Genomic DNA, 23,471 nt, shown 5'->3' on the forward strand with positions numbered 1-23,471 from the left:
TCAGGCAGGTTCCGCCGGACCGGGATGGTCGGCCAGAAAGGTTTCGAGATCATCAGGAAAAGGCATTGCAGGTGCGCAGCCGGGGCGTGCCACAACATAGGCCGCGCAGGCGGACCCCCGCAGCACCGCAGTTTCAAGGTCATGCCCGTCAGCAATTGCGCAGAGCATGCCAGCCATGAAACTGTCGCCCGCCCCGGTGGGTTTGAGCGCATCAACCCTGTAGATGCCCGTGCGCAATTCCTGGCCGTCCGCAAATGTCACCGCGCCATGCTCGCCCATCTTATAGACCACGATGCTGGCGCTGCTGCCGGCCAGCGCACGTGCCTTGGCAAGCCCCTTGTCTTTACTGCCCGCCATGAAACCGAATTCGTCATCATTGCCGACGATCACATCCGACATGGCACCTGCCTTTGACAGCACCTCTTCGGCGACTTGTGGTGATGGCCAGCTATAGGGCCGGTAATCGACATCAAAAATGATCGGCAACCCGGCAGCCCGCGCCAGTTCAAATGCCCGAAACGCAGCGGTGCGGGACGGTTCGGCCGCAAATACCGTGCCTGCAGTCACCAACGCCCCAAATTGGGTGTAGTCCACGGCCTCGACATCGGCGATTGTCATCTCAAAATCCGCCGCACCGTTACGATAAATCACCGACTGGTGCCCCTCGATCCGGCTTTCATACAAGGCCAGCGAATTGCGCGCCTCACCGCCGACCGACCTGACATAGGTTGTCTGGACCCCGTAATGCCCAAGCTTGTTGACGCAAAAGCGGCCAACCGCGTCATCTGAAACAGATGTCACAAGGGCCGCCTGCCCGCCCAGCTTGACAATCCCCGCCGCAATATTGGCCGAAGAGCCGCCCATGTCGGCAGTAAACTGTTCCGCATCCTCGACAGCCATGCCCGGTGCGGGGAAGAGATCCATCCCGACCCGACCCACAACAACGAACCGGTTCTGCCTGATGCCATCAAGAACGTTCATCAAATTCCCCTGCGCTGCTTGACGCGCGAGGCTTCGATCTCGGCATGTTTTTCAGCGACTTTGGGGTTATCGGTGACAGATGGTGTGCCGACCTCCCACCATGTGTGGCCTTCGGTTGTCCAACCCTCATAGGCATCAACTTTCATGACGATCACGCTTGTCTTGTCGGCGGCCTTGGCCCGTTTGAACGCATCCGCAAAGGCGGCGGGGTTCGCCACGGTTTCGGCATTTGCACCCATGGCGGCGGCATGCGCCTCGAAATCAACGGCAAAGGGTGCGGGCACCGTAGGGCAATCTTCGATCAGGTTGTTGAAGCTTTCATTGCCGGTGTTGTTCTGCAACTTGTTAATCACGGCAAAGCCGCCATTGTCCAGCACACAGATAATCAGCTTGCGGCGCGTCAGGACCGACGAATAGATGTCCGAATTCATCAACAGGTAAGACCCATCACCGGTAAAGATCACGGTGTCTTTGTCGGGTTCACGCTCGAACTGCGCGATCCGTGCGCCCCAGCCGCCTGCAATTTCGTATCCCATGCAGGAAAAACCAAACTCCACATCGACGGTACCGATATCCTTGGTCTGCCAATGGGCCGTCACCTCGGCGGGAAGCCCGCCAGCGGCAGCCACTACCCGATCACGCGGATCACAGAGGTCGTTAACGACGCGGATCGCCTGACAATAGGAATTGGGGCCATTGCCCGGTGTGGTGATGTCATCTGTATAGGCGACCCATTCGGCACGCGCAGCCTGCGCCGTCTCTGTCCAAGCAGATGGCGCTTTGAAATCGCCCAATGCCGCGTCAAGTTGCCCGATGCTTTGCTTGGCATCACCAACAACCGTTATCGACATATGCTTGGCCGCATCATGGCGTCCGACATTCAGGGTGATGATTTGCGCGTCCTTGGAAAACGCGGTCCATGAGCCGGTTGTGAAATCCTGAAGCCGGGTGCCAATCGCCACAATCACATCGGCCTTTTCGGCAATCGCATTGGCGCTGTCAGATCCTGTCACGCCCAATGGCCCAATATTCAGTGCATGATCCTGCGTCAGGTTGGCCCGCCCGGCAATGGTTTCCACAACCGGTATATTGCGCGTTTCGGCAAAGCGGGTCATCTCGGCCACGGCGCCCGCATATTGTACACCACCACCAGCGATAATCATCGGCCGGGCAGCACCTTTCAGCAGCGCAGCAGCCGCGCCAATTTCCGCCGGATCAGCCGCCTGACTGCGGATATGATGGACCCGTTTGTCAAAAAACGCGGTTGGATAATCATAACTCCAGCCCTGAACATCCTGCGGCAGACCAATGAAGGCCGGGCCGCAATCGGCAGGGTCAAGCATTGTCGCCAAGGCGGCAGGCAGTGACTGGATGATTTGCGCGGGATGCGTGATCCGATCCCAATAGCGGCTGACAGCCTTGAATGCGTCGTTGACGCCGAATGTGGGATTGTTGAAATGCTCGAGCTGTTGCAACACCGGGTCAGGCAGACGCGTCAGAAAAGTATCGCCGCACAGCATCAGCATTGGCAGGCGATTGGCATGCGCGAGAGCGGCAGAGGTGAGAAGGTTCGCAGTGCCGGGTCCGGCGCTTGCGGTGCAGAACATAAATCGCTTGCGCAGCCATTGCTTGGCATAGCCAGCTGCTGCAAAGCCCATGCTTTGCTCATTCTGGCCACGATAAAGGGGCAGTGCATCCTTTGCATCATAGAGCGCCTCGCCCAGACAGGTCACGTTGCCGTGGCCGAAGATGCCAAAGCCACCGCCGCAGACCCGCATCTCTTGCCCGTCAATTACAATATACTGGTTCGCAAGAAACCGGATGATGGCCTGCGCCGTCGTCAGGCGCACTGTCTCGTTTGTCATCTGTCTATTTTTTCCTCACGTGCGGCGACCAAGCGATTGACGCTTGCGCGTTTTCGAATCTGAGGATACTAATTTTGCAACCGGTTGCAAACTAATAATCGAACAGGACCCTTTCATGACTGAATTCGGCATCGGCATTGTAGGCGGCGGCTATATGGGTAAGGCCCATGCTGTTGCAATGGCCGCGGTCGGCGCGGTTTTCGAAACGACATTGCGGCCACGGCTGGAAATGGTTTGCGCCAGTTCGGTTGCCAGTGCCGAGCGGTATCGCGCCGCCTATGGCTTTGCCCGCGGCACTGATGATTGGCGTGTGCTTGTGAATGATCCAAAGGTCGAGGGGATCATCATCGCTTCGCCGCAGGAAACCCATCGCGAGATCGCATTGGCCGCATTTGCCCTGAACAAGCCCGTCTTTTGTGAAAAGCCATTGGGCGCGTCGCTGGATGACAGCCGGGCCATGGTTGACGCCGCACAGGGTCAGATCAGCATGACGGGGTTCAACTATATTCGCACGCCTGCCAGCCAATATGCCCGTCAGTTGATTGCCGAAGGCGCCATTGGCGATATCACCTGGTTTCGTGGCGAACATACCGAGGATTTTCTGGCTGATCCAAACAGCCCCGCAACCTGGCGCACCACGGGTGATGCCAATGGCACGATGGGTGATCTGGCCCCGCATATGATCAACGGCGCCCTGGCCCTGATTGGTCCGATGACATCGCTGATTGCCGAAATCGAGACCGTGCATCCGACCCGGCCCGGCGGAACCGTCACCAATGATGACCACGGCCAGATGATGTGCCGCTTTGAAAACGGCGCCATGGGTCAGCTCTATTTCAGTCGGGTCAGCCATGGCCGCAAAATGGGCTACGCCTACGAGATCACAGGCACCAAGGGTGCTATCAGGTTCGATCAGGAAGATCAGAATGCCCTGTGGCTCTATGATATGGACGAACCCGAGGCGACGCGCGGCTTCCGCAAAATTCTGACCGGGCCAGCACATCCGGATTATGCGGCTTTTTGTCAGGGCCCCGGTCACGGCACCGGATATCAGGACCAGATCATTATCGAGGCCAAGGATTTCCTTCAGGCGATCGAAACCGGAAAACCTGTCTGGCCGACCTTCAAGGACGGCATGGACGTCAACCAGATTGTGACAGCGGCGATGGCATCATCCCGGGCCAAGGCCTGGGTGGATGTGGACGCCTTCTAACGAGACTGCGAAAGGCATCAATTATGACAATCAAGATCGGAAATGCCCCCTGTTCCTGGGGCATCGAATTCGCCAGCGATCCAGCATATCCCACATGGCAATCCGTTTTGGATCAATGCGCAGCCGCTGGCTACAAAGGTATTGAGCTGGGGCCGATCGGCTTTATGCCGGAGGACCCGAACATCCTTGGCCCCGCACTTGCAGAACGCGATCTGGAACTGATTGGCGGTGTGATCTTTCAGCCCTTTCATGACGCGGCCAAATGGGATCAGGTCATGGATGCCTCGATCCGGACCTGCCGGTCACTATCCGCGCAGGGCGCCAAGCATCTGGTCCTGATCGACAGCATCTCGCCCCGGCGCGCACCCACCGCCGGTCGCGCGGACGAGGCAGAGCAGATGGACAATGCCGAATGGACCGCCTTTCGCGACCGGATCGCGCGGATCGCGCAAATGGGTACAAATGAATACGGGCTGACTGTCGGGATGCATGCCCATGCGGGCGGATTTGTCGATTTCGAGCCCGAACTTGATCGCATCCTCAATGAAATCGACGACAGCATTCTGAAGATCTGCTTTGATACCGGCCATCATTCCTATGCGGGTTTCGATCCTGTTGCATTCATGCGCCGCAATGCCAGTCGGATCAGCTATATGCATTTCAAGGATATCGACCCGGTCGTAAAGGCCGATGTCGTCGCCAATCGCACGGATTTCTACAAAGCATGCGGACAAGGCATTTTCTGCAATCTCGGCGAGGGTGATGTGGATTTCCCCGCGGTCCGGCAGGTGCTGGTGGATGCCGGGTTCGAAGGCTGGTGTACGGTCGAGCAGGATTGCGACCCAGCGCTGCCCGGCACCCCGCTGGAAGATGCAACATCCAACCGCACCTATCTCGAAAGCATCGGCTTCTAACGGGGCTGCGAAACGAAAGACAAAACCATGACAAAACTCAAATGGGGCATGATCGGCGGCGGTGAAGGCAGCCAGATCGGACCGGCACACCGGCTTGGGGCCGGCCTTGACGGATTATTCACATTCACGGCTGGCGCGCTTGACCATCGGCCTGACGAGGGCCGCGATTACGGGATCCGCCTTGGGCTGGATGCCGACCGGGCTTATGGCAGCTGGCAGGACATGCTTGCCGGCGAAAAGGCCCGCGATGACCGGGTCGATCTGGTCACTGTCGCGACCCCCAACAGCACGCATTTCGAAATCACCAAGGCCTTTCTGGAGGCCGGTTTTCACGTGCTGTGCGAAAAGCCCATGACCATGACGGTCGAGGAAGGCGAAGCCATCGTCGAGGTCGCCAAGAAGACCGGCAGCATATGTGCGGTCAATTATGGCTATACCGGTTACAGTCTGGTCCGCCATATGCGGGCGATGGTCGCGCGCGGCGATATCGGTAAGGTCCGCCTTGTAAAAGCTGAGTTTGCGCATGGCCACCATGCCGACGCGACCGACGCCGACAATCCGCGCGTCAGGTGGCGCTATGACCCTGCACAGGCCGGTGTCTCGGCCCAATTTGCTGATTGTGGCATACATGCGCTTCACATGGCGTCCTTTGTCACTGGCCAGGAGGTGACAAAACTGTCCGCAGATACGGTGTCCTGCATCCCTGTCCGGACACTGGAAGACGATGCCATGGTCAACTTTCGCATGGATGGCGGCGCCGTTGGCAGGCTTTGGACCTCATCCGTTGCGATCGGACGACAGCATGGGCTGACCATTCAGGTCTTTGGCGAAACCGGCGGCCTGCGCTGGGCGCAGGAACAGCCCAACCAGCTATACTACATGCCATTGAACGCGCGGCTGCAGATCATCGAACGGGGCGAAGGAAACCTGTCACCCGAGGCTGATCGGACATCGCGCGTCACGGTAGGCCATGCAGAGGGCATGCCGCTTGCCTTTGCCAATATCTACGGCGATCTGGCCGAAGCGATCAACGCCCGCAAGGAAGGCCGGGTGATGGATCCTGCGGCCAATCTTTATCCGCGCGCCGAGGATGGGTTGCGGTCAATGGCGGCGGTGTTCGCGGTCGCCGAAAGCGGTAAGGCAGATGGGCAATGGCTGGACGCCCGCCCACCCATGTTCCGCTAGGGTCAGGACCCATTATCGCGGGGCCGCAAGGTCCCGCGCTCGACAATCTGGCAGGGGAACAACCGCGCCTCCGGGTAGCGATCCGGGTCGTCCAGCATGGCCACCATCAGGTCAACCGAGGCATCAACAATCTGGCGGATTGGCTGGCGGATCGTTGTCAGCGCGATGTTTTCCCAGCCTGACATCTCCATATCGTTAAAGCCGATCACGCCAATATCGTCCGGGGCAGATAACCCAAGATCGCGGATCGCGCTTAAGACACCGATAGACAGCACGTCATCGCCGCAGAAATACGCCTCGGCGGTGCCGGTTTGGGCGAGGCGCAGCATCTCGGCCCGCCCGGCCTGAAACGAATAATCATCCGCAAAGGAATAGCTGCACGACATCTGCGGATGTTGCGCGACCTCGGCCTGAAACCCTTGCAAACGATCCTGGGTCGACGTCGCCGCGCGCGGGCCGCCCAGAAAGGCAACCGACCTATAGCCCCGCGCCGCAAGCTCTGCTGCGGCCATCCGACCCACATGCATATTGTCGATCCCGACCACGTGAACGTCCGGGCTGCTGGAATAGCGGCCAAACGTGTTGACGACCGACATCTGCTTGTCCCGAAATGCCTTGGAAAAGGCGGGTGGCAGGGTCGATGAGGCGACGATCACGCCGTCTACGGAATACTGGTTCAGCATCCGCACAGATTGGGCAGGATCGGTTTCATTGCTCAGATTCACCAGCAGGGGGCGCAGGCCCCTGTCCTGCAAACCGCAGGTGAACAGATCAAAAACCTCAAGAAATATAGGGTTGTGAAAATTGTTGGCCACAAGACCGATCAGTTTGGTCCGCCGGGTTGTCAGGCTGCGGGCCAGAAAGTTGGGGCTGTATCCCAGTTCGGCTGCGGCCTTTTCGACCTTGCGGCGCATCTTGACCGAAACAGAGGCCCCATCGGTAAACGTGCGCGACACCGCCGAGGTAGAAACACCCGCCCGGTTTGCAACATCTTTCAAGGTCGGCGACATGGCCACTCCGGTTTCCTAGGCTTGCCGCAACATAGAATTGGGGGCGGCGGCTTGCAACCGATTGCAAGGCGCGATCCATGATTTGAAAGCGCTGCAACAGTCTAATCGGTACGGCCCGCGTAGTTTTTTGGCGCAAGCCCGGCCTGAAACCAGTTGATAAAGCTGACAACCGAATAAACCGGCAACCCGGTCGCCTGCCTGATATCAGGGGCATATGGCGTCATATTCGTGCATTCCAGCACCAGTGCGCCAATGTCAGGATGATCGGCAACAAGTGCCCGCGCAGCCGCGACATTGTCTGCCCGCGCAAGGGGCACATCCAGCGTGGGGGCGTCGGTCAATATGGCCCGGGTGAATTCCTGCCCGCCCGCTGTCGATCCGATGGGCGTATTTGCGGGCACGTTTGCGGCGGCCAGATGGGTTTTTTGCAAGCTACTTCCCGAGATCGTCAGAATGCCCGCACGCTTGCCCGGCGGCAATGTCGCGTTGACCATGGCGACCTGCATCAGGGACGAGCTTGCGACCGGCACGCCAACAGCCGCAGAAAGCTGGTCCTGAAAAAGAGACAGGAACCCGCAGGTCGTCGTAATGCCATCTACCCCGGCAGCAACCAGCGCCTTTGCGCCCTTGATGAATGCGGCCTGCGTCCCCGTCGCCCCCTGCCGGACCACTTTGTCAGGCGATGCGCCTTGCACGACCTGGTAGCGGACCGGGAAATCCCATGTCTGCGGATTCCCCATATCACCGGGGATCCGCGGGAACCGACTGTCCAGCATCAGGATCCCCACACATCCCTGGCCTGCGGACCTGCTGCCGTCGTTTGCCACTGTCAGCCCCTTTATTGCGCCCACCCGCATCTTGACCAACCGCGCGCAGATTTCCAAGGTGCAGCATACCGGGAGGAGATCATCCGCATGACGCATACCAAAAAGGTCGCGGTGATCGGCGCAGGCATTGTTGGTGTGGCCACGGCCATCTGGCTGCAACGGGATGGCTATCAGGTGACGCTGATTGACAAACAGGGCCCCGCCGCCGGCACAAGTTTCGGCAATGGCGGGGTGCTGGCCTCTTGCGCCGCTGTTCCCGTGACCGGGCCCGGCCTGATCCGCAAGGCCCCGCGCATGCTGCTGGACCCGGCACAGCCGCTATTTCTGAAATGGCGCTATCTGCCGCGCCTGCTGCCATGGCTGACCCGCTACCTCAGACACGCCAATGCGGCCGATACCAGACGGATCGCAAAGGCAATTGCCGGGGTCACAACTGACAGCCTGGCAGAACATCAGTCCCTTGCAGACGGAACCATCGCAGCCCGATGGATCATCCCGTCAGACTATATCTACGCCTACAAGGATCAGGCGGCCTTTGCCGCCGACAGCTTTGCCTGGGATATCCGGCAGGCCCTCGGGTTTCGCTGGGATTTATGGGATAGCGCGGCCTTTTCTGCCTATGACCCGGTCTTTTCGCCTGACCTGGGCTTTGCCGTGTGCATGGGCAATCACGGGCGCATCGCGGACCCCGGTGCTTATGTCAAAGATCTCGCCCGGCATTTTGAACGGCAGGGCGGGACGCTGCATATTGGCGCCGTGACAGATATCCTGCGCACCGCCGGCGACGTTTCAGGCGTGCAGGTGGATGGCACGGTGATCCCTTGTGACATTGCGGTGCTGACGGCGGGGGTCTGGTCGAAAACGCTTGCAGCGGCGCTGGGGCTGCACATTCCCATGGAAACCGAGCGCGGCTATCATCTGGATCTTTGGGCGCCATCTGTCATGCCCAAAGCCCCGGTGATGATCGCGGGTGGCAAATTTGTCGCCACCCCCATGGATGGCCGGTTGCGACTGGCCGGCATTGTGGAATTTGGCGGCCTTGATGCGGCGCCATCGCGACCGCCTTTTGCACTTCTCAAGCGGAATATCCGCAAGGCCATTCCGGGGCTGACCTGGGACCATGCAACCGAATGGATGGGGCATCGCCCGGCCCCCGCGGATTCCATTCCGGTTATCGGCGAGGTCCCGGGGATCAAGGGCGTCTATGCCGGATTTGGCCATCACCATATTGGCCTGACAAGTGGACCAAAGACAGGACGGCTGCTGGCCCAGATAGTCGCGGGCAAAAAACCAAACCTTGACCTCAGCGCCTATTCGCCCGCACGCTATGCCAGTGATGGGCAACAAGACCCTGACGTGAAACTGGGAGACTGATTGATGAAAAGACTAACAAGCCTGATGATGGCAACGGCATTGACCGCAAGTGCGACCCTGCCCGCCCTCGCTGACGGACACGCACAGACCTGGGATATGCCCATGGCGTATGCGGCCAGCAACTTTCATTCCGAAAACGGCGTGAAGTTCGCCGATTGCGTCCGCGAAGGCACCGGGGGTGCGATTGATATCACGGTGCATCCGGGCGGGTCATTGTTCAAAGGTGCGGATATCAAGCGGGCCGTTCAGACCGGTCAGGTCCCGATCGGCGAGCGGCTGCTGTCAGGTCACCAGAACGAAAACGCGGTCTTTGGCTTTGACAATGTCCCGTTTCTGGCCACCTCATTTGACGACGCGGAAAAGCTGAACGCCGCCGCCGCCCCCAAGATCGCCGAGATTCTCGCCGAACAGAACCTGACTGTGCTGTATTCCGTCCCATGGCCGCCGCAGGGCCTCTATTTCAACAAAGAGGTGAACGCGGTTGCGGATATGGAGGGGCTGAAATTCCGGTCCTACAACAATGCGACCTCCCGCTTTGCGGAACTGACAGGGATGTTGCCTGTGACGATTGAGGCCGCTGAAATCAGCCAGGCTTTTGCAACCGGCGTGGCCGAGGCGATGATCTCGTCAGGTGCGACCGGATATGACCGCAAGGTCTGGGAATCATTGTCTCATTTCTACGAGGTCAATGGCTGGCTGCCGCGCAACTATGTCATGGTTAACAATGACGCCTGGGCTGAAGTGTCCGAGGAAAATCAGACCGCGATCATGGCCTGTGCCGAAACCGCCGCAGCCGACGGTTTGCAAGCGTCCAAGGACTATACCCAGTTCACCATGGATGGACTGGCAGAAGGTGGCATGACTGTCGGGCCGGCAGGTGATGCGCTGGTCGAAGAACTGAAAGCAATCGGCGAGACGATGACAGCCGAATGGCTGGAAAATGCGGGCGCCGATGGTCAGGCCATCGTGGACGCGTTCAAAGCCGCGCAGTAAGCGCAGACCAATCCGGCCGCCCGCATATCATCGGGCGGCCATTTTTCCGATCAGAACTGGGGGCCAGCTATGGGTATCGTCCGACGGACGCTGGATGGGATGTACACGGTTTCCGGGGTCCTTGCCGGGCTTTGCCTGATCGCGATCCTGTGCCTTATCATCATCCAGATGCTGGCCCGCTGGACCGGCGAGGTATTCCCCGGAGCCCCGGATTATGCAGGCTATGCGATGGCGGCTGCGTCTTTTCTGGCCTTTGCCAACGCGTTGAACAAGGGCAGCCATATCCGGGTCTCTATCGTTTTGAATGCGGTTGGCCCGCGCGCCCGGCTGTGGCTGGAAATCTGGTGTTTTGCCATCGGGGCGGCGACAGCCTGGTATGTCAGCTATTACAGCTACCGGATGCTGGGCTTTGCCATCAAATTCAATGATGTCAGTCAGGGGCAGGACGCAACACCACTTTGGATACCGCAATCGGCCATGCTGGTGGGCATGATTATTCTGGCCATCGCCCTGACCGACAATTTGCTGACGCTTTTGACCACCGGCCAACATCGCATCATCCGCGATGTGACCGATACGCAGGCGGAGTAGGCAGATGGACCAGGCATATGTGATTATCCTTTTTCTGTTCGTGCTGTTTACCTTGCTGGGTTCAGGCGTCTGGGTCGGTCTGGCGCTGATGGGCGTTGCCTATGTGGGGATGGAGCTGTTCGCATCAGGCCCAACCGGCGACCGTATGGTCACCACGATCTGGAGCGCATCATCCAGCTGGACCCTGACCGCCCTGCCCTTGTTCATCTGGATGGGCGAGGTTTTGTTTCGCACCCGATTGTCGCAGGACATGTTTCAGGGGCTCGCACCATGGATGGCCCGGCTTCCGGGGGGATTGGTCCATACCAATATCGTCGGATGCACGGTTTTTGCCGCTGTCTCGGGGTCCTCGGCGGCGACGCTGACAACGGTCGGCAAAATGTCGATCCCGGAACTGCGCAAGCGGCAATATCCCGAACATATGGTCATCGGCACCCTGGCAGGTGCGGCTACATTGGGCCTGATGATCCCACCCTCGCTGACATTGATCGTCTATGGCGTGTCGATCAACGAAAGCATCATCAAGCTGTTCTTTGCGGGGATCGTTCCCGGGCTGGTACTGGCCGCGATGTTCATGGCCTATGCGGGGCTTTATTCGGTATTCGGCAAGGATTGGCGGCCGCTGCAGGAAACCGGGCTAAGCCTTGCCGAAAAGCTGAAAAACTCGCGTTTCCTTATCCCCGTCATGCTGCTGATCAGTGTGGTCATCGGCTCGATGTTTCTGGGCTATGCCACCGCGACCGAGGCAGCGGCCATCGGCGTTGTTGGCTCACTGGTTCTGGCGGCCTTACAAGGGTCACTGTCCTGGGCCACATTCACGCAAAGCCTGATGGGTGCCACCCGGACCTCGGCCATGATTGCGCTGATCCTTGCGGGGGCTGCGTTCCTGTCGCTGGCGATGGGCTTTACCGGACTGCCCCGGGGCCTTGCGGATCTGATCGCCGGATGGGAGTTGTCGCGGTTCGAATTGTTGATGGCGCTGCTGGTCTTCTACATCATTCTGGGCTGCTTTCTTGACGGGATTTCGTCCGTGGTTCTGACCATGGCCGTTGTCGAGCCCATGGTCCGCGAGGCCGGGATTGATATGATCTGGTTCGGTATCTTCATCGTGGTGGTTGTCGAAATGGCACAGATCACACCACCGATCGGGTTCAACCTGTTTGTGCTGCAGGGCATGACGGATCACGAAATGGGATATATCGCCAAGGCGGCGATCCCGATGTTCCTGATCATGGTGTTGATGGTGTTTGTGCTGATCCTGTTCCCGGATCTGGCGACCTGGCTGCCGGACTATGTGCGCAACAGCCCGGGCGGCTGACCCCCGGTGCTAGGCCTTCTGGAACGCATCGCACCTTACGGGCGATGGTGTCTGGTCATCGGGCTTGTCGCGGGGCTTGCCTTGCCGGGCATTGCAGCACTGCTCCGACCCTGGTTGCCGGAATTGATTGCCGCACTGCTTTGCCTTGCCGCATTGCGCATCGGGCCGACCGCGTCCACCGGTGGTCTGCGCGATCTGGGACAAACATTGCGTGTGCTGGCGGTGTTTCAGGTCCTTGCACCGATGCTCGCATTGGGTGCGCTGCATCTTTTTGGCGTAACCCACGCCCCGTGGGCATTGGCGCTGGTCCTCGTGCTGGCCGCCCCATCCGTCACGGGCAGCCCACATTTCGCGATCATGATGGGCAAAGACCCTGTCATGCCCATGCGCCTGCTGCTGGTTGGCACCGCGATATTTCCACTGACGGTCGTTCCAGTCCTCTGGCTATCGCCCGCCGCCGAAACCACGGGCCAAGTCATCGCGGGCGCATTGCGATTGCTTGGCGTTATTGCCGGGGCGGTCGGGCTGGCCTTTGTGATCCGGTCAACGATCTGGCGGCAGATCAAGGACAATCAGCGAAACGCGCTGGACGGCGCATCAGCGGTGTTGCTGGCGGTGGTCGTGGTCGGGCTGATGTCTGCGGTGGGGCCCGCGCTCGCGGACAGGCCGGTCAGCCTGCTGGGCTGGCTGTGTTTTGCGCTGGTTCTGAACTTTGGCCTTCAGCTGCTCACCTGGCACGCCCTGCCGTTGGACCACCCCGAACGGGATCGGACCGGTGCCGCCATCGTCGCGGGAAACCGCAACATCGCGCTGTTTCTTGTCGCCCTTCCCGAAGCGACCACCGATGTGATCCTGCTTTTCATCGGCTGCTATCAGGTGCCCATGTATCTGACGCCGCTGTTGATGAAGCGGCTCATCGCAAGATGACATCGCGTGGCCGACCCCGACACCCGACACCCGACACCCGACAATCTGATCAACATCGCATCATTGGCCAGATGCGCGCTTATTGCGCCCGCTTCACAGCCGCCGTTGCAACGCCCATCGCAATCAAGGCGCTGCCACCAAGGCGCGAGAACCATGCCAGCACAGCAGGACGTGCGATCCCCGCTATGGGATCGTTTGACCTGATCAGCTATCGCTGCCGTGTTGGGAATGGTCCACTTCCTCGGTCGCGGCGTCGCGGGTTTCGACGTTAAAGATGATCTCGAGTGTCCCCGCCTTTTCAAAGGTCAGGGTCGCGTCAAAGCTTTCGCCTTCCTCGAACGGATCGCCGCCAAGCCCCATAAACATCACATGCAGCCCGCCAGGTGCCAACGTCACGGTTTCGCCTGCTGCGATCTCAATACCGCCGTCCTGATGGGGCATGGTCGCGACGCCTTCTGCGTTCACTTCGGTCTTGTGGATCATCACCCGATCAAAAGCAGCCTCGACGCCGATCAACCGATCAGCCTCGGTACCGGTATTGGTGATCGTCAGATATCCCGCACCGGCCATCGCTGTCTTCGTGGTTTCAAAGCTGTAGGGGTGATCAACGACCAGATCACCAAGCTTGAATTCATGGGCGGACAATGTGCTTGCTGCCATGGTTGCCGCAGCAACAAGTGACCCAAAGAGGCGCATTTTGAAATTCCTTCTCTCAGGCGTGCTGACCGCGCGCGCAGTTCTTGGCGCTTGTTAACCGTTTGCGTTGCCGATGTGAACGGGCGGATTGTCCGTTGCCCTGCGGTCAATCGTCCAGCAGGATCCGGGCGGCATTTCCTTTCTCATCGTCATATTGATCAGACCGGACCGTCCACAAAAAGGCGGCAAGCCCCAGGCCCCCAAGGATCAGGGATACCGGGATCAACACAACAAGGACATTCATTTCACCCACCTCATCCGTTGGGAATTTGCAAGCACTGTCAGCGATGATGCCGACATCGCAAGGGCCGCGGCGAGCGGTGTTGCCAGACCGGCAAGCGCAATCGGCACCGCGATCAGGTTGTAGATTGCCGCAATCGCGAAATTCTGCTTGGACAATCGTTGCGTGGCCCGTGCGATGCGCAGCACCATGGGCAAGGCTGCGAAATCATCTTTCAGCGCGACAACATCGGACGCGCTGCGCGATGCATCCAGCGCGGTTGCCGGTGCGATGGATGCATGTGCTGCGGCCAATGCGGCTGTGTCATTCAGACCGTCCCCGACCATCAGAACATGGTGGCCCGCCTTGGCCAGCGCCTTGAGATGGGCCAACTTGTCGTGAGGCCGGGCGCCATGGATCACCGGCAGCCCCACCGCCGTGGCAATCCGATGCGCGGGACCTGCCGCATCACCCGTCACAATCTCTCCAGGCAGTTGCAGCCCCGCCAATGCCGCCTGCACCCCGGGGCGAAGCGCCTCAGGTGCTGCAAGCGGCACTGCCGCGCCCTCCCCGATCCTGAGGCCCAACCTGTCAAACCCCGCACCCAGCCATGGACCACGCCCCAGCATCACCTTCTGGCCGCGCCATTTGCCGGACACCCCCTGCCCCGGGATTTCCGCAATATCAGACACGGCCGCAGGGCAGATATCCGCCAGCGATTGCGCAAAGGCCCGGGCCAGCGGGTGATGCGACGCCTGCGCCAGTGCCAGACCAACTGCCTTTTCAGCGTCAGTCAGGCCCGACAGCTCGGCAACCCCCGGTTTGGTCAGCGTGCCTGTCTTGTCAAACACGACGTGATCAATCTCGGCCAGACGTTCCAGCGCCGTGGCGTGTTTCACCAGAAACCCGGCCCCGAACAACCGGCTGACCGCAGCAGTGGTCACAGACGGAACCGCAAGGCCAAGCGCGCATGGGCAGGTGATAATCAACACGGCAATCGCCACATTCAGTGCCTGACGGATATCGCCGGTCCCAAGGACCCAGCCCAGAAATGCAAACAGGGCCAAAAGATGCACGGCAGGGGCATAAATCTGCGCCGCTCGGTCTGCCAATGCCGTATAGCTGTTGCGCCCGTTTTCCGCCGTCTCGACCAGTTTGGCCATGCGGCGCAGGGTCGTATCCTCGCCCACGGCCAAGGCCTGCAGGGTGATCGGGGCTGCAAGATTGATCTCGCCCGCCTGCAGATGTTCGCCGGCCTTTGCAGATACGGCCGCACTCTCGCCAGTCAGGAAAGCCCGGTCCAGCAGGGCGGCATGCGACAACAGCCGACCATCTACAGGGATGCGCGCCCCTGTGGGGACCAAAAGCCGATCACCTGGGGCAATATCCGCAACAGGTACCGTCACGGCCTTGCCGTTTTGCAGGCGTTCGGCCGTGTGGACCTCTAGCGCTGTCAGTTCCTTGGCTGCGGACCGGGCGGTGCTGCGGGTCTGATGGTCAAGATAGCGGCCGATCAACAAAAAGAAGGTCAGCGAAAGGGCCGCATCGAAATAGGCATGCGCGCCGCCGTTCAAAGCCTCGAACAGCGACATGCCTGCGGCCAGTATGATGGCCAGCGAAATCGGAACATCCATGTTCAGGCGCCGCACCCGTAGCGCCGACCACGCATTCTGAAAGAACGGCTGACCGGAATAGGCAATCACCGGCAATGTGATGCACGCCGAGATCAGATGAAACAGATCGCGCGTCGCATCCGCCGCACCCGACCAGACGGCAACCGATAACAGCATGACATTCATCATCGCAAAACCGGCGACAGCCATGCGGGTCAGAAGGATACGGCCCGCCTCGTCACGGGCCTTGCCAAGGGCGGCCTGATCCAGCGGATAGGCTTCAAAACCCAGATCGGTCAGCAATTCGGCAATATGATCCGGATCGACCGGACCGGTCACCGACAGACGTTTGAGCGAGAGATTGACCCTGGCCGTCTGCAAGCCCCGCACGCCCATCATGGCGCGTTCGATCTTGCCGATGCAGGCCGCGCAATGAATGCTCGGCACCGAGAATTGCAGGGCAGGGCCATACGCAATTTCCTGCGCAAGCGGCGCGGTCGCGCAGGCGGGACAAGCGGTGGTCATGACGTGCGCTTTCGTACAATGATGCGTTGCTGGAACAATGTGCCATCCGCGGCCCGGGCCTTGATGCGCAGGTTCCAGTTCCCCTCGCCTGCCACCACGGGCGCAGTCATGGCGGTCCCGTCAAACGTAAAAACCGGTATCTGGTCCTGTGCCACATTCGTGGCCCGCCCAAACACGGCCGCGTCGATCTGCGGGGCGATTGGCTTGCCGTCCTGAATAATGCGCAGAACCAGCATGTCACCTTCCAGCGTGGCCGCGACCGTCCAGTCCAGCGCCAGTTGCGCCTGTCTGTCCGCATCAAATGCCTGACTGGCCACATATGAATTCTGGACCTCCAGCCCCGGAAACGTCCGAACGGCGTTGAAGGCAAGCGTCAGGTTCACCGCGATGATCAGCCCGAAGGCGAGGGAAAAGCCGGTGAATACATGCCATCCTTTGATCTCTGTCATGGGGTAACCTTTCCGCTGAATGTGGTGGCGCGGCTTGCGCGGTCGCCGCTGCCCAGATCCTCGACCCAGAGCCGCAGATCCGTCCGGTCAATGCCAGCGGCGGGGTCTTGCGGGCGGGCGGTGACGTAGACACGTTGTAATACCGTGCTATCGGCTGGCACTGTCAGGGTCAGATTGCGCGCGCGATCATCCAGATCAATGCGCAGAACCTCATCGCTTGTCAGGCTTAGCCGGAACGCTCGGTCCTCGCCCAGTTTGTTGCGCAGGCGCACGTCATAGATGTTGCGGATCGCCCCGTCTGATTGGACGACATAGGTCGGGTTGCGGACCGGACTGACCGTCAATTCAATATCAGAGCGGATGAACAGTGCATAAACCAGTCCAAGCCCGATAAGGGACCACATGGCGGTGTACAGAATTGTGCGCGGTCGCAGGATATGCCGCCAGACGGGTTTGGGGGCTTGCCCGGCCCGTTCGGCAGGTTCGTCGGACAGGGCAAGATAATCCACCAGACCGCGCGGCTTGCCGATCTTGGCCATGATGTCGTCGCAGGCGTCGATACACAGGGCACAGGTGATGCATTCCATCTGCTGGCCATCGCGAATGTCGATACCGACGGGGCAGACATTCACGCATGCCATGCAATCAATGCAATCCCCTGCCCCATCGGTCCCTTTTTTGCCACGCGGCTCGCCCCGCCATTCCCGGTAAGCCACGGTGATCGTATCGCTATCCATCATCGCGGCCTGAATGCGCGGCCAGGGGCACATGTAGATGCAGACCTGCTCGCGCATGAAGCCGCCAAAGACAAAGGTTGTGGCGGTCAGAACGGCGATGGTTGCATAGGCGACCGGATGTGCCGAAAAGCTTAGCAGATCGCCAAGCAATGTAGGCGCGTCGGTAAAATAAAACACCCAGGCCCCGCCGGTCGCCAGCCCGATCAGCAGCCAGACAACCCATTTTGTGATCCGCAACCGCCACTTGCGGACATCCCACCCCGCGCGATGCAGGCGCAATCGTGCATTGCGGTCCCCCTCGATCCAGCGTTCGACAAGAATGAACAGATCCGTCCAGACGGTCTGCGGGCAGGTATATCCGCACCAGACCCGGCCAAGCGCCGAGGTGAACAGGAACAGGCCAAGCCCCGCCATGATCAGCAAACCGGCCACAAAATAGAATTCATGCGGCCAGATCTCGATCCAGAAAAAATAGAACCGGCGGCTGGCAAGATCGACCAGAACAGCCTGATCCGGCAGGTTCGGGCCGCGATCCCAACGGATCCAGGGCGTGAGGTAGTAAATCCCCAGCGTGATGGCCATGATCCACCATTTGAGTTGCCGGAACTTTCCGGAAACCCGACGCGGGAAAATCGGCTCGCGGGCCGCATAAAGGCTGGGTGTATCCATTGGTTCAATCCTGTTCGCAAAGCCGGTCTAGCGCGGGCCGACTGGTCACACCTTGATCTGTGTCAAGAACCCCCGAAGCGGCAGCGTTTTGCGAACAGGGCCGCTTCGGGGACAGACCGCCGTAGGGGACGGCCTTGCCTGCCTTTATTCACCACCACCCAGGCTGTGAACATAGACAGAAACTGCACGGATATCGGCATCACTCAGCCGCTGGCCCCATGCGGGCATGACACCGTAGCGGGCATTACGCACCGTATATGCGACCGCCTCGGGGCTATCACCATAAAGCCATATCGCATCCGCAAGGTTGGGGGCGCCCAGATCCCTGTTCCCCTCGGCCATGTCGCCATGACAGGATGCGCAATTATCCAGAAAAACCGTATTTCCGGCCTCAGCAAGAACCGGGTCGCGATCCGGTTTTGACAGGCTCAGGACATATTCGACGACGGCGTCAATCTCATCCGCTTCCAGGATGTCCGCAAATGCGGGCATCTCGGAATAGCGCGCGTCGGGATCAGTCTCGTTGCGGACGCCATGGGCAATTGTCCAGACGATATTGTCGATATCCCCGCCCCATAGCCAGTCGTTGTCCAGCAGGTTGGGATAGCCAGTGGCCCCCGCGGCCCCGGACCCATGGCACTGGCTGCATTGGGCGCGAAAGACCGCCCCGCCACGGGCAGTTGCGTAGCGGTGCAGATCATCACCCGGCGCCAATTCGGTCAGCTCTGCCGCGACCAGCGCAGATGCCAATTCGGCGTTCTGCGCCTGGTGTGCGGTGATCTGTTCGGCCACTTCGGCCCGGGTCGCATAGCCAAGCACACCCGACGTCGCCCCCGAGATCAGCGGCCAGGCAGGATAGGCTATCGTGTAGGCAATGCCCCAGAAAATCGTGGCGTAAAGGGTCCAGAGCCACCAGCGCGGCAAGGGGTTGTTCAGTTCCTGAATGCCGTCCCAGCTGTGACCCGTGGTTTCGATGCCGGTTGTTTCATCAATCTTTTTGTCAGACATCAAACTGGCCCTTCAATTTGCCCGCAAGCGCATTGCAGGCGCAGGTTTCACATGTGCCGGCGCAGGACGTCTTTGGGCTGTCGTTTCGAAACGGGATCATCCGCGCATCTTCGCGCGATTTGCTTTGGCTGGGCAGAAAGGCCCAGATCGCCACGCCACAAAAGAACAGAAACATGGCCAGCAAACCCCAGCTGTCGGCCAGTTGCCGCAAGAATGAATAGGTGTCCATCATGCCCTCCTTACCGGCTTGCATCCGGGGTGAATGTTGAGAAATCGACCATGGTGCCCATCACCTGCAGATAGGCGATCAACGCATCCATTTCCGTCAGCGCAGCCTGGTCATCAAAGTTCGACACAACCGCCCCCGGATATCGTTCAAGCAAGCCATCCCAGTCACCGTCAGGATCGGCCTGCACCCGGAAATCCGCCTGTGCGGATGCGATCTGCGCATCCGTATAGGGGACCCCGACAAACCGGTGGGTTGCCAGCAAATCGGCAATATGCGCGCCATCCAGCGTGACATCGGCCAGGAACGCATATTTCGGCATGATGCTTTCAGGCACAACGGATTGGGGGTCCATCAGGTGGTCCACATGCCACGCGTCAGAATACCGGCCGCCCACACGGGCCAGATCCGGTCCGGTCCGCTTTGATCCCCATTGGAACGGGTGGTCATACATGCTTTCGGCGGCAAGGCTGTAATGGCCGTAGCGTTCGACCTCATCGCGCATGGGCCGGATCATCTGACTATGGCAAACATAGCACCCCTCGCGGATATAGATGTCGCGCCCGGCCAGTTCGAGCGGAGCGTAAGGCCGCACGCCCTCGACCTCTTCGATGGTGTTTTCCAGCCAGAAAAGCGGGGCAATTTCCACAATCCCGCCAACCGTCACAACCAGCAGGGAGGCGGTCAAAAGCAGTGTGGGGCTGCGTTCCAGAATGGCGTGTTTATCAAGAAAGGCCATGATGTGCTCCTTACTCTGCCGGTGTTGCGTAGGGGGTGGCGACCGTGGCGGGCTTTGCGCCGCGAATGGTCATCCACATGTTCCAGCACATGATCAGCGCGCCTGACAAAAACAGGACCCCGCCCAGACCACGGACCACATACATCGGGAATTTGGCACTGACTGTGTCGGCGAAAGAGTTCACAAGGAAACCCTGATCATCAACCTCGCGCCACATCAGCCCTTCCATGATGCCGGTGACCCACATGGAAGCCGCGTAAAGAACGATGCCCAGGGTCGCCAACCAGAAGTGCCAGTTGATCGCGGCCATGGAGTGCATCTCTTTGCGCCCCCACAGCTTGGGCGTCAGGAAATAGATGCAGGCAAAGGTGATCATCCCATTCCAGCCAAGCGCGCCCGAATGCACATGCCCGATCGTCCAGTCGGTGTAGTGCGACAGGGAGTTGACCGCCCGGATCGACATCATCGGCCCTTCGAATGTGGACATGCCGTAAAAGCCCAGCGACAGCACGAACATCCGCAGGATCGGATCGGTGCGCAGCTTGTCCCAGGCCCCTTGCAGGGTCATCAGGCCGTTGATCATCCCGCCCCAGCTGGGCATCCACAAAATGATGCTGAACACCATGCCCAGCGTCGACGCCCAGTCAGGCAACGCGGTATAGTGCAGATGGTGTGGACCGGCCCAGATATACAGAAAGATCAGCGCCCAGAAATGGATGATGGACAGCTTGTAGCTGTAGACAGGTCGTTCTGCCTGTTTGGGCACAAAGTAGTACATCATCCCCAGAAAACCGGCTGTCAGAAAGAAGCCGACCGCATTGTGCCCATACCACCATTGGGTCATGGCATCCTGCACGCCTGCAAACACCTGCACCGATTTGCTGCCCCAGAAGCTGACCGGGATCGACAGGTTGTTGACCACATGCAGCATCGCAACGGTGATGATAAAGCTTAGAAAGAACCAGTTGGCGACGTAGATATGCCGTTCCCGGCGCTGGATGATTGTTCCCATGAACACCGCCAGATAGGCGAGCCAGACAATGGTCAGCCAGATATCCACGTACCATTCGGGTTCGGCATATTCCTTGGATTGGGTTGCGCCCAGCAGATAGCCTGTGGCCGCAAGAACAATGAACAGCTGGTAGCCCCAAAAGACAAACCAGCCCAGATTTCCGCCCCAAAGCCGCACCGCGCTGGTCCGCTGCACCACGTAGAATGACGTGGCAATCAACGCGTTTCCTCCAAACGCAAAAATTACCGCACTTGTGTGCAGCGGACGCAAACGGCCAAAATTCGTGAAAGGCTGCCCCCAGTCAAAATTCAGCGCCGGGAATGCCAGTTGAAAGGCAATGAACGTCCCCACCAGAAATCCGGCAATCCCCCAGAACGCCGTCGCGATCACGCCTGCGCGGATGACCCCGTCAAAATAAGTGCCATCCTCGGCCACGGCCATCTTGGGTTCATCCGTCTGACGCAGCACCCGGATCATCATCCCAAAAGCGATCACCATGATCAGAAATGCGTGGACCTGATAGGCCAGATCATGCGCCCAGTTGACCGCAATCGCGGCAACAAGCGTGACCAGCCCCAGCAGGAGGAGTTTGATGTAATCCATAACAATGCCCTCATCTTCAAAGAGCATCGCCATGGACACTCCTGTTCGCATTGTCTGATTAGGGGCTCGGGCGGGGGTCTTCCTTGATCTGAATCAACTCCGCCGTTTTTTGCAGATGAATGCCCGGGCGCCTGCGCTAGCCCAAAATGTTGAATTGCTCCCTGATCTGGCGATCCTGATCAGGGCTCAGATAGTCTGGCCGGTGGGTTTTCAGGATCGCCCGCGCCTTTGCATTGGCCCGCTGCCATGCGTCTGCACCGCCCGCCTCAGCCCAGGTTTGGGGCTGCGCGCGATCCGCCAGCTTGGGATAATGATAATCCCGCTCCATCGCCTGATAGGTATGGTCCGCACCCAGAAAATGACCATCCCCACGCACGGCTGCACAAATAGCCGCAAAGCCCAGATTGTCGTCAGACACCTCAACCCCGCGCAGGGCGCGATAGCTCATCGCATGCATTTCATCATCCAGAATAAACGCCTCAAAGCTGGCACCCAGTAGGGCCGCTGTCATGCCCGAGCTTTCATAGATCAGGTTCCCCCCGGCCAAGGCAGCCGCAAGGCTCGTCATGCCTTTTTCCACCCCATATTGGGCGTCAATCGCCTTTGCATCGGTCATCGAGCTTGCGACCCCCGATGGCAGGCCCAGCCAGTTTGATATCTGGGCCGAGGCCGCATTGACCAATGTGGTCTCACCCCCGCCGCCCGCGAACGCCCCGCTGCGCAGGTCAATCACAAAGGGCCAGTTCGAGAACACCATCGGGAACCCCGGTGCGATGGCGTTGACCATCACCAGACTGGCAAGGGTTTCGGCCAATGATTGCGCCAGCAGCCCCGCCATGGTTGCGGGGGCCGTGGCCCCGGCCTGTGCGGCCGTAATGCAGGACATCGGTATATTATGCGCGATACATTCATAGACAACATCCACCGCATCCGCCCCGAACCGCATCGGCGAGATGACAGGGCTGATATGTGCCTTGACGAATGGCCGCTTGGCGAACGTCCCTTCCCCGCCACCGGCCATGTCGAACATCGCCACGATGGGCGCCACATGTTGGGCCAGCGTGAACGCTGTTGCCACCGGTTTGGTCGTGTGCCGCAGCAGCGCGTAAGCCGTGTTCACATCAAGGTCGAAATTGTCGGGTATATCGGTCGCAATACAGCACCGGGTGAACCAGGCCACATTGTCCAGCGTATCCTGCAACCGGGTGAAATCGTGCAGATCTGCAAGGGTCGCTGGCCGGTAGCTGCCGCTATCAAGGTCAAGCGTATTCACCGCCGCCCCGCCAGTGCCAAAGAACACCTTGTCCCCGCCCACCTCGATAGAGCGGGACGGATCCCGCCCATGCAACACAAACTGCTTGGCGGCTTTGGCGATGCAATCCTCGACCATCGCGCGCGGCAGGCTGATACGGCCGTCGGGCAAAAGTGCCGCCCCTGCGCCCAGCAGGTCACAGCACAGGCGCGGTGGCACCTCGCCCATCCCCAACTCGGCCAGGAGGCGCAGCGCTGTTGCGTAGATTTTTGTAATGTCGCCTTCGGCCAGGGGGCGATATTGCCCGCCCACCTGACCGGGTGGTGCCGGGTTGACCGCAGGCGGGGCCGCGCGTTTGGCAAGGCGGGCGTTGCGTCCGGATCGTTTTGGCAAGTTGGCCATTGGCATCCCTCGTCAGGCTGGTTTTCAATACTGGGCACGGCGCAACCCGATCACGCAATCACTTTCCCCTTATTTCCGGTTTTCAAAAGGGGCGGTCCGGAAAATCGGAAAGGCGAATATTT

Annotated in this window: 22 protein-coding genes; 8 read left to right on the top strand and 14 right to left on the bottom strand. The window is 59.7% G+C overall.

Annotation, left to right across the window (positions count from 1 at the left end):
- Both iolC and iolD read right to left on the bottom strand, forming a co-directional pair.
- Window positions 1-981 (bottom strand): 5-dehydro-2-deoxygluconokinase, encoded by a 981-nt coding sequence (gene iolC / locus AABB31_RS10210; protein WP_342078249.1) that lies wholly within the window; start codon window positions 979-981, stop codon window positions 1-3.
- Window positions 981-2,846, bottom strand: a complete 1,866-nt coding sequence (gene iolD / locus AABB31_RS10215; RefSeq protein ID WP_342078248.1) for a 3D-(3,5/4)-trihydroxycyclohexane-1,2-dione acylhydrolase (decyclizing) — start codon at window positions 2,844-2,846, stop codon at window positions 981-983. The genes iolC and iolD overlap by 1 nt, the downstream gene beginning before the upstream one ends.
- Window positions 2,847-2,961: 115 nt before the next feature.
- Between iolD and AABB31_RS10220 the strand changes: the two genes are divergently transcribed.
- From AABB31_RS10220 to AABB31_RS10230, 3 genes are read left to right on the top strand one after another with little or no spacing between them, the layout of a single operon-like run.
- Window positions 2,962-4,059, top strand: coding sequence for a Gfo/Idh/MocA family oxidoreductase (locus tag AABB31_RS10220; RefSeq protein WP_342078247.1), 1,098 nt, complete (start codon window positions 2,962-2,964; stop codon window positions 4,057-4,059).
- Between the two features lie 23 nt (window positions 4,060-4,082).
- Window positions 4,083-4,973, top strand: coding sequence for a TIM barrel protein (locus AABB31_RS10225; RefSeq protein WP_342078246.1), 891 nt, complete (start codon window positions 4,083-4,085; stop codon window positions 4,971-4,973).
- A 27-nt stretch (window positions 4,974-5,000) separates the two neighbouring features.
- Window positions 5,001-6,158 (top strand): Gfo/Idh/MocA family oxidoreductase, encoded by a 1,158-nt coding sequence (locus AABB31_RS10230; protein ID WP_342078245.1) that lies wholly within the window; start codon window positions 5,001-5,003, stop codon window positions 6,156-6,158.
- Window positions 6,159-6,160: 2 nt separating this feature from the next.
- On the opposite strand, the gene AABB31_RS10235 is transcribed toward AABB31_RS10230, so the two are convergent.
- Together AABB31_RS10235 and AABB31_RS10240 are read right to left on the bottom strand one after the other, a co-directional pair.
- Complete coding sequence (locus AABB31_RS10235) at window positions 6,161-7,168, bottom strand: LacI family DNA-binding transcriptional regulator (protein WP_342078244.1); 1,008 nt, start codon at window positions 7,166-7,168, stop codon at window positions 6,161-6,163.
- A 101-nt stretch (window positions 7,169-7,269) separates the two neighbouring features.
- On the bottom strand, window positions 7,270-7,944 hold the full coding sequence (locus tag AABB31_RS10240) for an aspartate/glutamate racemase family protein (RefSeq protein WP_373635801.1): 675 nt from the start codon (window positions 7,942-7,944) through the stop codon (window positions 7,270-7,272).
- Between the two features lie 138 nt (window positions 7,945-8,082).
- On the opposite strand from AABB31_RS10240, the gene AABB31_RS10245 reads away from it, so the two are divergent.
- From AABB31_RS10245 to AABB31_RS10265, 5 genes are all read left to right on the top strand, one after another.
- Window positions 8,083-9,369, top strand: a complete 1,287-nt coding sequence (locus AABB31_RS10245) for an FAD-dependent oxidoreductase (protein ID WP_342078242.1) — start codon at window positions 8,083-8,085, stop codon at window positions 9,367-9,369.
- A 3-nt stretch (window positions 9,370-9,372) separates the two neighbouring features.
- The gene (locus AABB31_RS10250) at window positions 9,373-10,362 is read left to right on the top strand and encodes a TRAP transporter substrate-binding protein (RefSeq protein ID WP_342078241.1); all 990 of its coding nucleotides are present in this window, start codon (window positions 9,373-9,375) and stop codon (window positions 10,360-10,362) included.
- Window positions 10,363-10,431: 69 nt separating this feature from the next.
- The gene (locus tag AABB31_RS10255) at window positions 10,432-10,953 is read left to right on the top strand and encodes a TRAP transporter small permease (protein ID WP_373635714.1); all 522 of its coding nucleotides are present in this window, start codon (window positions 10,432-10,434) and stop codon (window positions 10,951-10,953) included.
- 4 nt (window positions 10,954-10,957) lie between these two features.
- A complete protein-coding gene (locus AABB31_RS10260; RefSeq protein ID WP_342078240.1) occupies window positions 10,958-12,271 on the top strand; it encodes a TRAP transporter large permease subunit in 1,314 nt (437 codons plus the stop codon).
- Window positions 12,272-12,277: 6 nt separating this feature from the next.
- Window positions 12,278-13,198 carry a hypothetical protein gene (locus tag AABB31_RS10265; RefSeq protein ID WP_342078239.1) on the top strand — a complete coding sequence of 307 codons (921 nt, stop codon included), beginning with the start codon at window positions 12,278-12,280 and terminating at the stop codon, window positions 13,196-13,198.
- 204 nt (window positions 13,199-13,402) lie between these two features.
- Here AABB31_RS10265 and AABB31_RS10270 read toward each other — a convergent pair whose 3' ends face one another.
- The 10 genes from AABB31_RS10270 to AABB31_RS10315 form a co-directional block, all read right to left on the bottom strand.
- Window positions 13,403-13,894 carry a copper chaperone PCu(A)C gene (locus AABB31_RS10270; RefSeq protein WP_342078238.1) on the bottom strand — a complete coding sequence of 164 codons (492 nt, stop codon included), beginning with the start codon at window positions 13,892-13,894 and terminating at the stop codon, window positions 13,403-13,405.
- A 106-nt stretch (window positions 13,895-14,000) separates the two neighbouring features.
- Window positions 14,001-14,138: a cbb3-type cytochrome oxidase assembly protein CcoS gene (gene ccoS, locus AABB31_RS10275; protein WP_342078237.1), complete on the bottom strand. Its 138-nt coding sequence runs from the start codon at window positions 14,136-14,138 to the stop codon at window positions 14,001-14,003.
- Window positions 14,135-16,252 carry a heavy metal translocating P-type ATPase gene (locus AABB31_RS10280; RefSeq protein ID WP_373635715.1) on the bottom strand — a complete coding sequence of 706 codons (2,118 nt, stop codon included), beginning with the start codon at window positions 16,250-16,252 and terminating at the stop codon, window positions 14,135-14,137. Before AABB31_RS10280 ends, ccoS begins: the two co-directional genes overlap by 4 nt.
- Window positions 16,249-16,701 (bottom strand): FixH family protein, encoded by a 453-nt coding sequence (locus AABB31_RS10285; RefSeq protein ID WP_342078235.1) that lies wholly within the window; start codon window positions 16,699-16,701, stop codon window positions 16,249-16,251. The genes AABB31_RS10280 and AABB31_RS10285 overlap by 4 nt, the downstream gene beginning before the upstream one ends.
- Window positions 16,698-18,107, bottom strand: a complete 1,410-nt coding sequence (gene ccoG / locus AABB31_RS10290; protein WP_342078234.1) for a cytochrome c oxidase accessory protein CcoG — start codon at window positions 18,105-18,107, stop codon at window positions 16,698-16,700. Before ccoG ends, AABB31_RS10285 begins: the two co-directional genes overlap by 4 nt.
- 144 nt (window positions 18,108-18,251) lie before the next feature.
- Window positions 18,252-19,115, bottom strand: a complete 864-nt coding sequence (ccoP, locus tag AABB31_RS10295) for a cytochrome-c oxidase, cbb3-type subunit III (RefSeq protein ID WP_342078233.1) — start codon at window positions 19,113-19,115, stop codon at window positions 18,252-18,254.
- Complete coding sequence (locus AABB31_RS10300; protein ID WP_342078232.1) at window positions 19,108-19,347, bottom strand: cbb3-type cytochrome c oxidase subunit 3; 240 nt, start codon at window positions 19,345-19,347, stop codon at window positions 19,108-19,110. Before AABB31_RS10300 ends, ccoP begins: the two co-directional genes overlap by 8 nt.
- A gap of 7 nt (window positions 19,348-19,354) precedes the next feature.
- Window positions 19,355-20,080: a cytochrome-c oxidase, cbb3-type subunit II gene (gene ccoO / locus AABB31_RS10305; RefSeq protein WP_342078231.1), complete on the bottom strand. Its 726-nt coding sequence runs from the start codon at window positions 20,078-20,080 to the stop codon at window positions 19,355-19,357.
- Window positions 20,081-20,090: 10 nt separating this feature from the next.
- On the bottom strand, window positions 20,091-21,695 hold the full coding sequence (gene ccoN / locus AABB31_RS10310; RefSeq protein ID WP_373635802.1) for a cytochrome-c oxidase, cbb3-type subunit I: 1,605 nt from the start codon (window positions 21,693-21,695) through the stop codon (window positions 20,091-20,093).
- Between the two features lie 136 nt (window positions 21,696-21,831).
- Window positions 21,832-23,349, bottom strand: a complete 1,518-nt coding sequence (locus AABB31_RS10315) for a trimethylamine methyltransferase family protein (protein WP_373635716.1) — start codon at window positions 23,347-23,349, stop codon at window positions 21,832-21,834.
- Window positions 23,350-23,471: the final 122 nt, after the last annotated feature.

It is taken from the genome of Yoonia sp. SS1-5, assembly GCF_038443705.2.
Classification (GTDB): domain Bacteria; phylum Pseudomonadota; class Alphaproteobacteria; order Rhodobacterales; family Rhodobacteraceae; genus Yoonia; species Yoonia rhodophyticola.

Bases quoted from the DNA above. Each gene is read 5' to 3' on its own strand.
- ccoG (WP_342078234.1), bottom strand. From the start codon at position 18,107: ATGGATACACCCAGCCTTTATGCGGCCCGCGAGCCGATTTTCCCGCGT.
- AABB31_RS10280 (WP_373635715.1), bottom strand. From the start codon at position 16,252: ATGACCACCGCTTGTCCCGCCTGCGCGACCGCGCCGCTTGCGCAGGAA.
- AABB31_RS10300 (WP_342078232.1), bottom strand. From the start codon at position 19,347: ATGATGGACACCTATTCATTCTTGCGGCAACTGGCCGACAGCTGGGGT.
- AABB31_RS10235 (WP_342078244.1), bottom strand. From the start codon at position 7,168: ATGTCGCCGACCTTGAAAGATGTTGCAAACCGGGCGGGTGTTTCTACC.
- iolC (WP_342078249.1), bottom strand. From the start codon at position 981: ATGAACGTTCTTGATGGCATCAGGCAGAACCGGTTCGTTGTTGTGGGT.
- AABB31_RS10270 (WP_342078238.1), bottom strand. From the start codon at position 13,894: ATGCGCCTCTTTGGGTCACTTGTTGCTGCGGCAACCATGGCAGCAAGC.
- AABB31_RS10220 (WP_342078247.1), top strand. From the start codon at position 2,962: ATGACTGAATTCGGCATCGGCATTGTAGGCGGCGGCTATATGGGTAAG.
- ccoP (WP_342078233.1), bottom strand. From the start codon at position 19,115: ATGTCTGACAAAAAGATTGATGAAACAACCGGCATCGAAACCACGGGT.
- AABB31_RS10245 (WP_342078242.1), top strand. From the start codon at position 8,083: ATGACGCATACCAAAAAGGTCGCGGTGATCGGCGCAGGCATTGTTGGT.
- AABB31_RS10315 (WP_373635716.1), bottom strand. From the start codon at position 23,349: ATGGCCAACTTGCCAAAACGATCCGGACGCAACGCCCGCCTTGCCAAA.
- AABB31_RS10255 (WP_373635714.1), top strand. From the start codon at position 10,432: ATGGGTATCGTCCGACGGACGCTGGATGGGATGTACACGGTTTCCGGG.
- AABB31_RS10250 (WP_342078241.1), top strand. From the start codon at position 9,373: ATGAAAAGACTAACAAGCCTGATGATGGCAACGGCATTGACCGCAAGT.
- ccoS (WP_342078237.1), bottom strand. From the start codon at position 14,138: ATGAATGTCCTTGTTGTGTTGATCCCGGTATCCCTGATCCTTGGGGGC.
- iolD (WP_342078248.1), bottom strand. From the start codon at position 2,846: ATGACAAACGAGACAGTGCGCCTGACGACGGCGCAGGCCATCATCCGG.
- AABB31_RS10225 (WP_342078246.1), top strand. From the start codon at position 4,083: ATGACAATCAAGATCGGAAATGCCCCCTGTTCCTGGGGCATCGAATTC.
- AABB31_RS10240 (WP_373635801.1), bottom strand. From the start codon at position 7,944: ATGCTGGACAGTCGGTTCCCGCGGATCCCCGGTGATATGGGGAATCCG.
- ccoN (WP_373635802.1), bottom strand. From the start codon at position 21,695: ATGGATTACATCAAACTCCTCCTGCTGGGGCTGGTCACGCTTGTTGCC.
- ccoO (WP_342078231.1), bottom strand. From the start codon at position 20,080: ATGGCCTTTCTTGATAAACACGCCATTCTGGAACGCAGCCCCACACTG.
- AABB31_RS10230 (WP_342078245.1), top strand. From the start codon at position 5,001: ATGACAAAACTCAAATGGGGCATGATCGGCGGCGGTGAAGGCAGCCAG.
- AABB31_RS10285 (WP_342078235.1), bottom strand. From the start codon at position 16,701: ATGACAGAGATCAAAGGATGGCATGTATTCACCGGCTTTTCCCTCGCC.
- AABB31_RS10260 (WP_342078240.1), top strand. From the start codon at position 10,958: ATGGACCAGGCATATGTGATTATCCTTTTTCTGTTCGTGCTGTTTACC.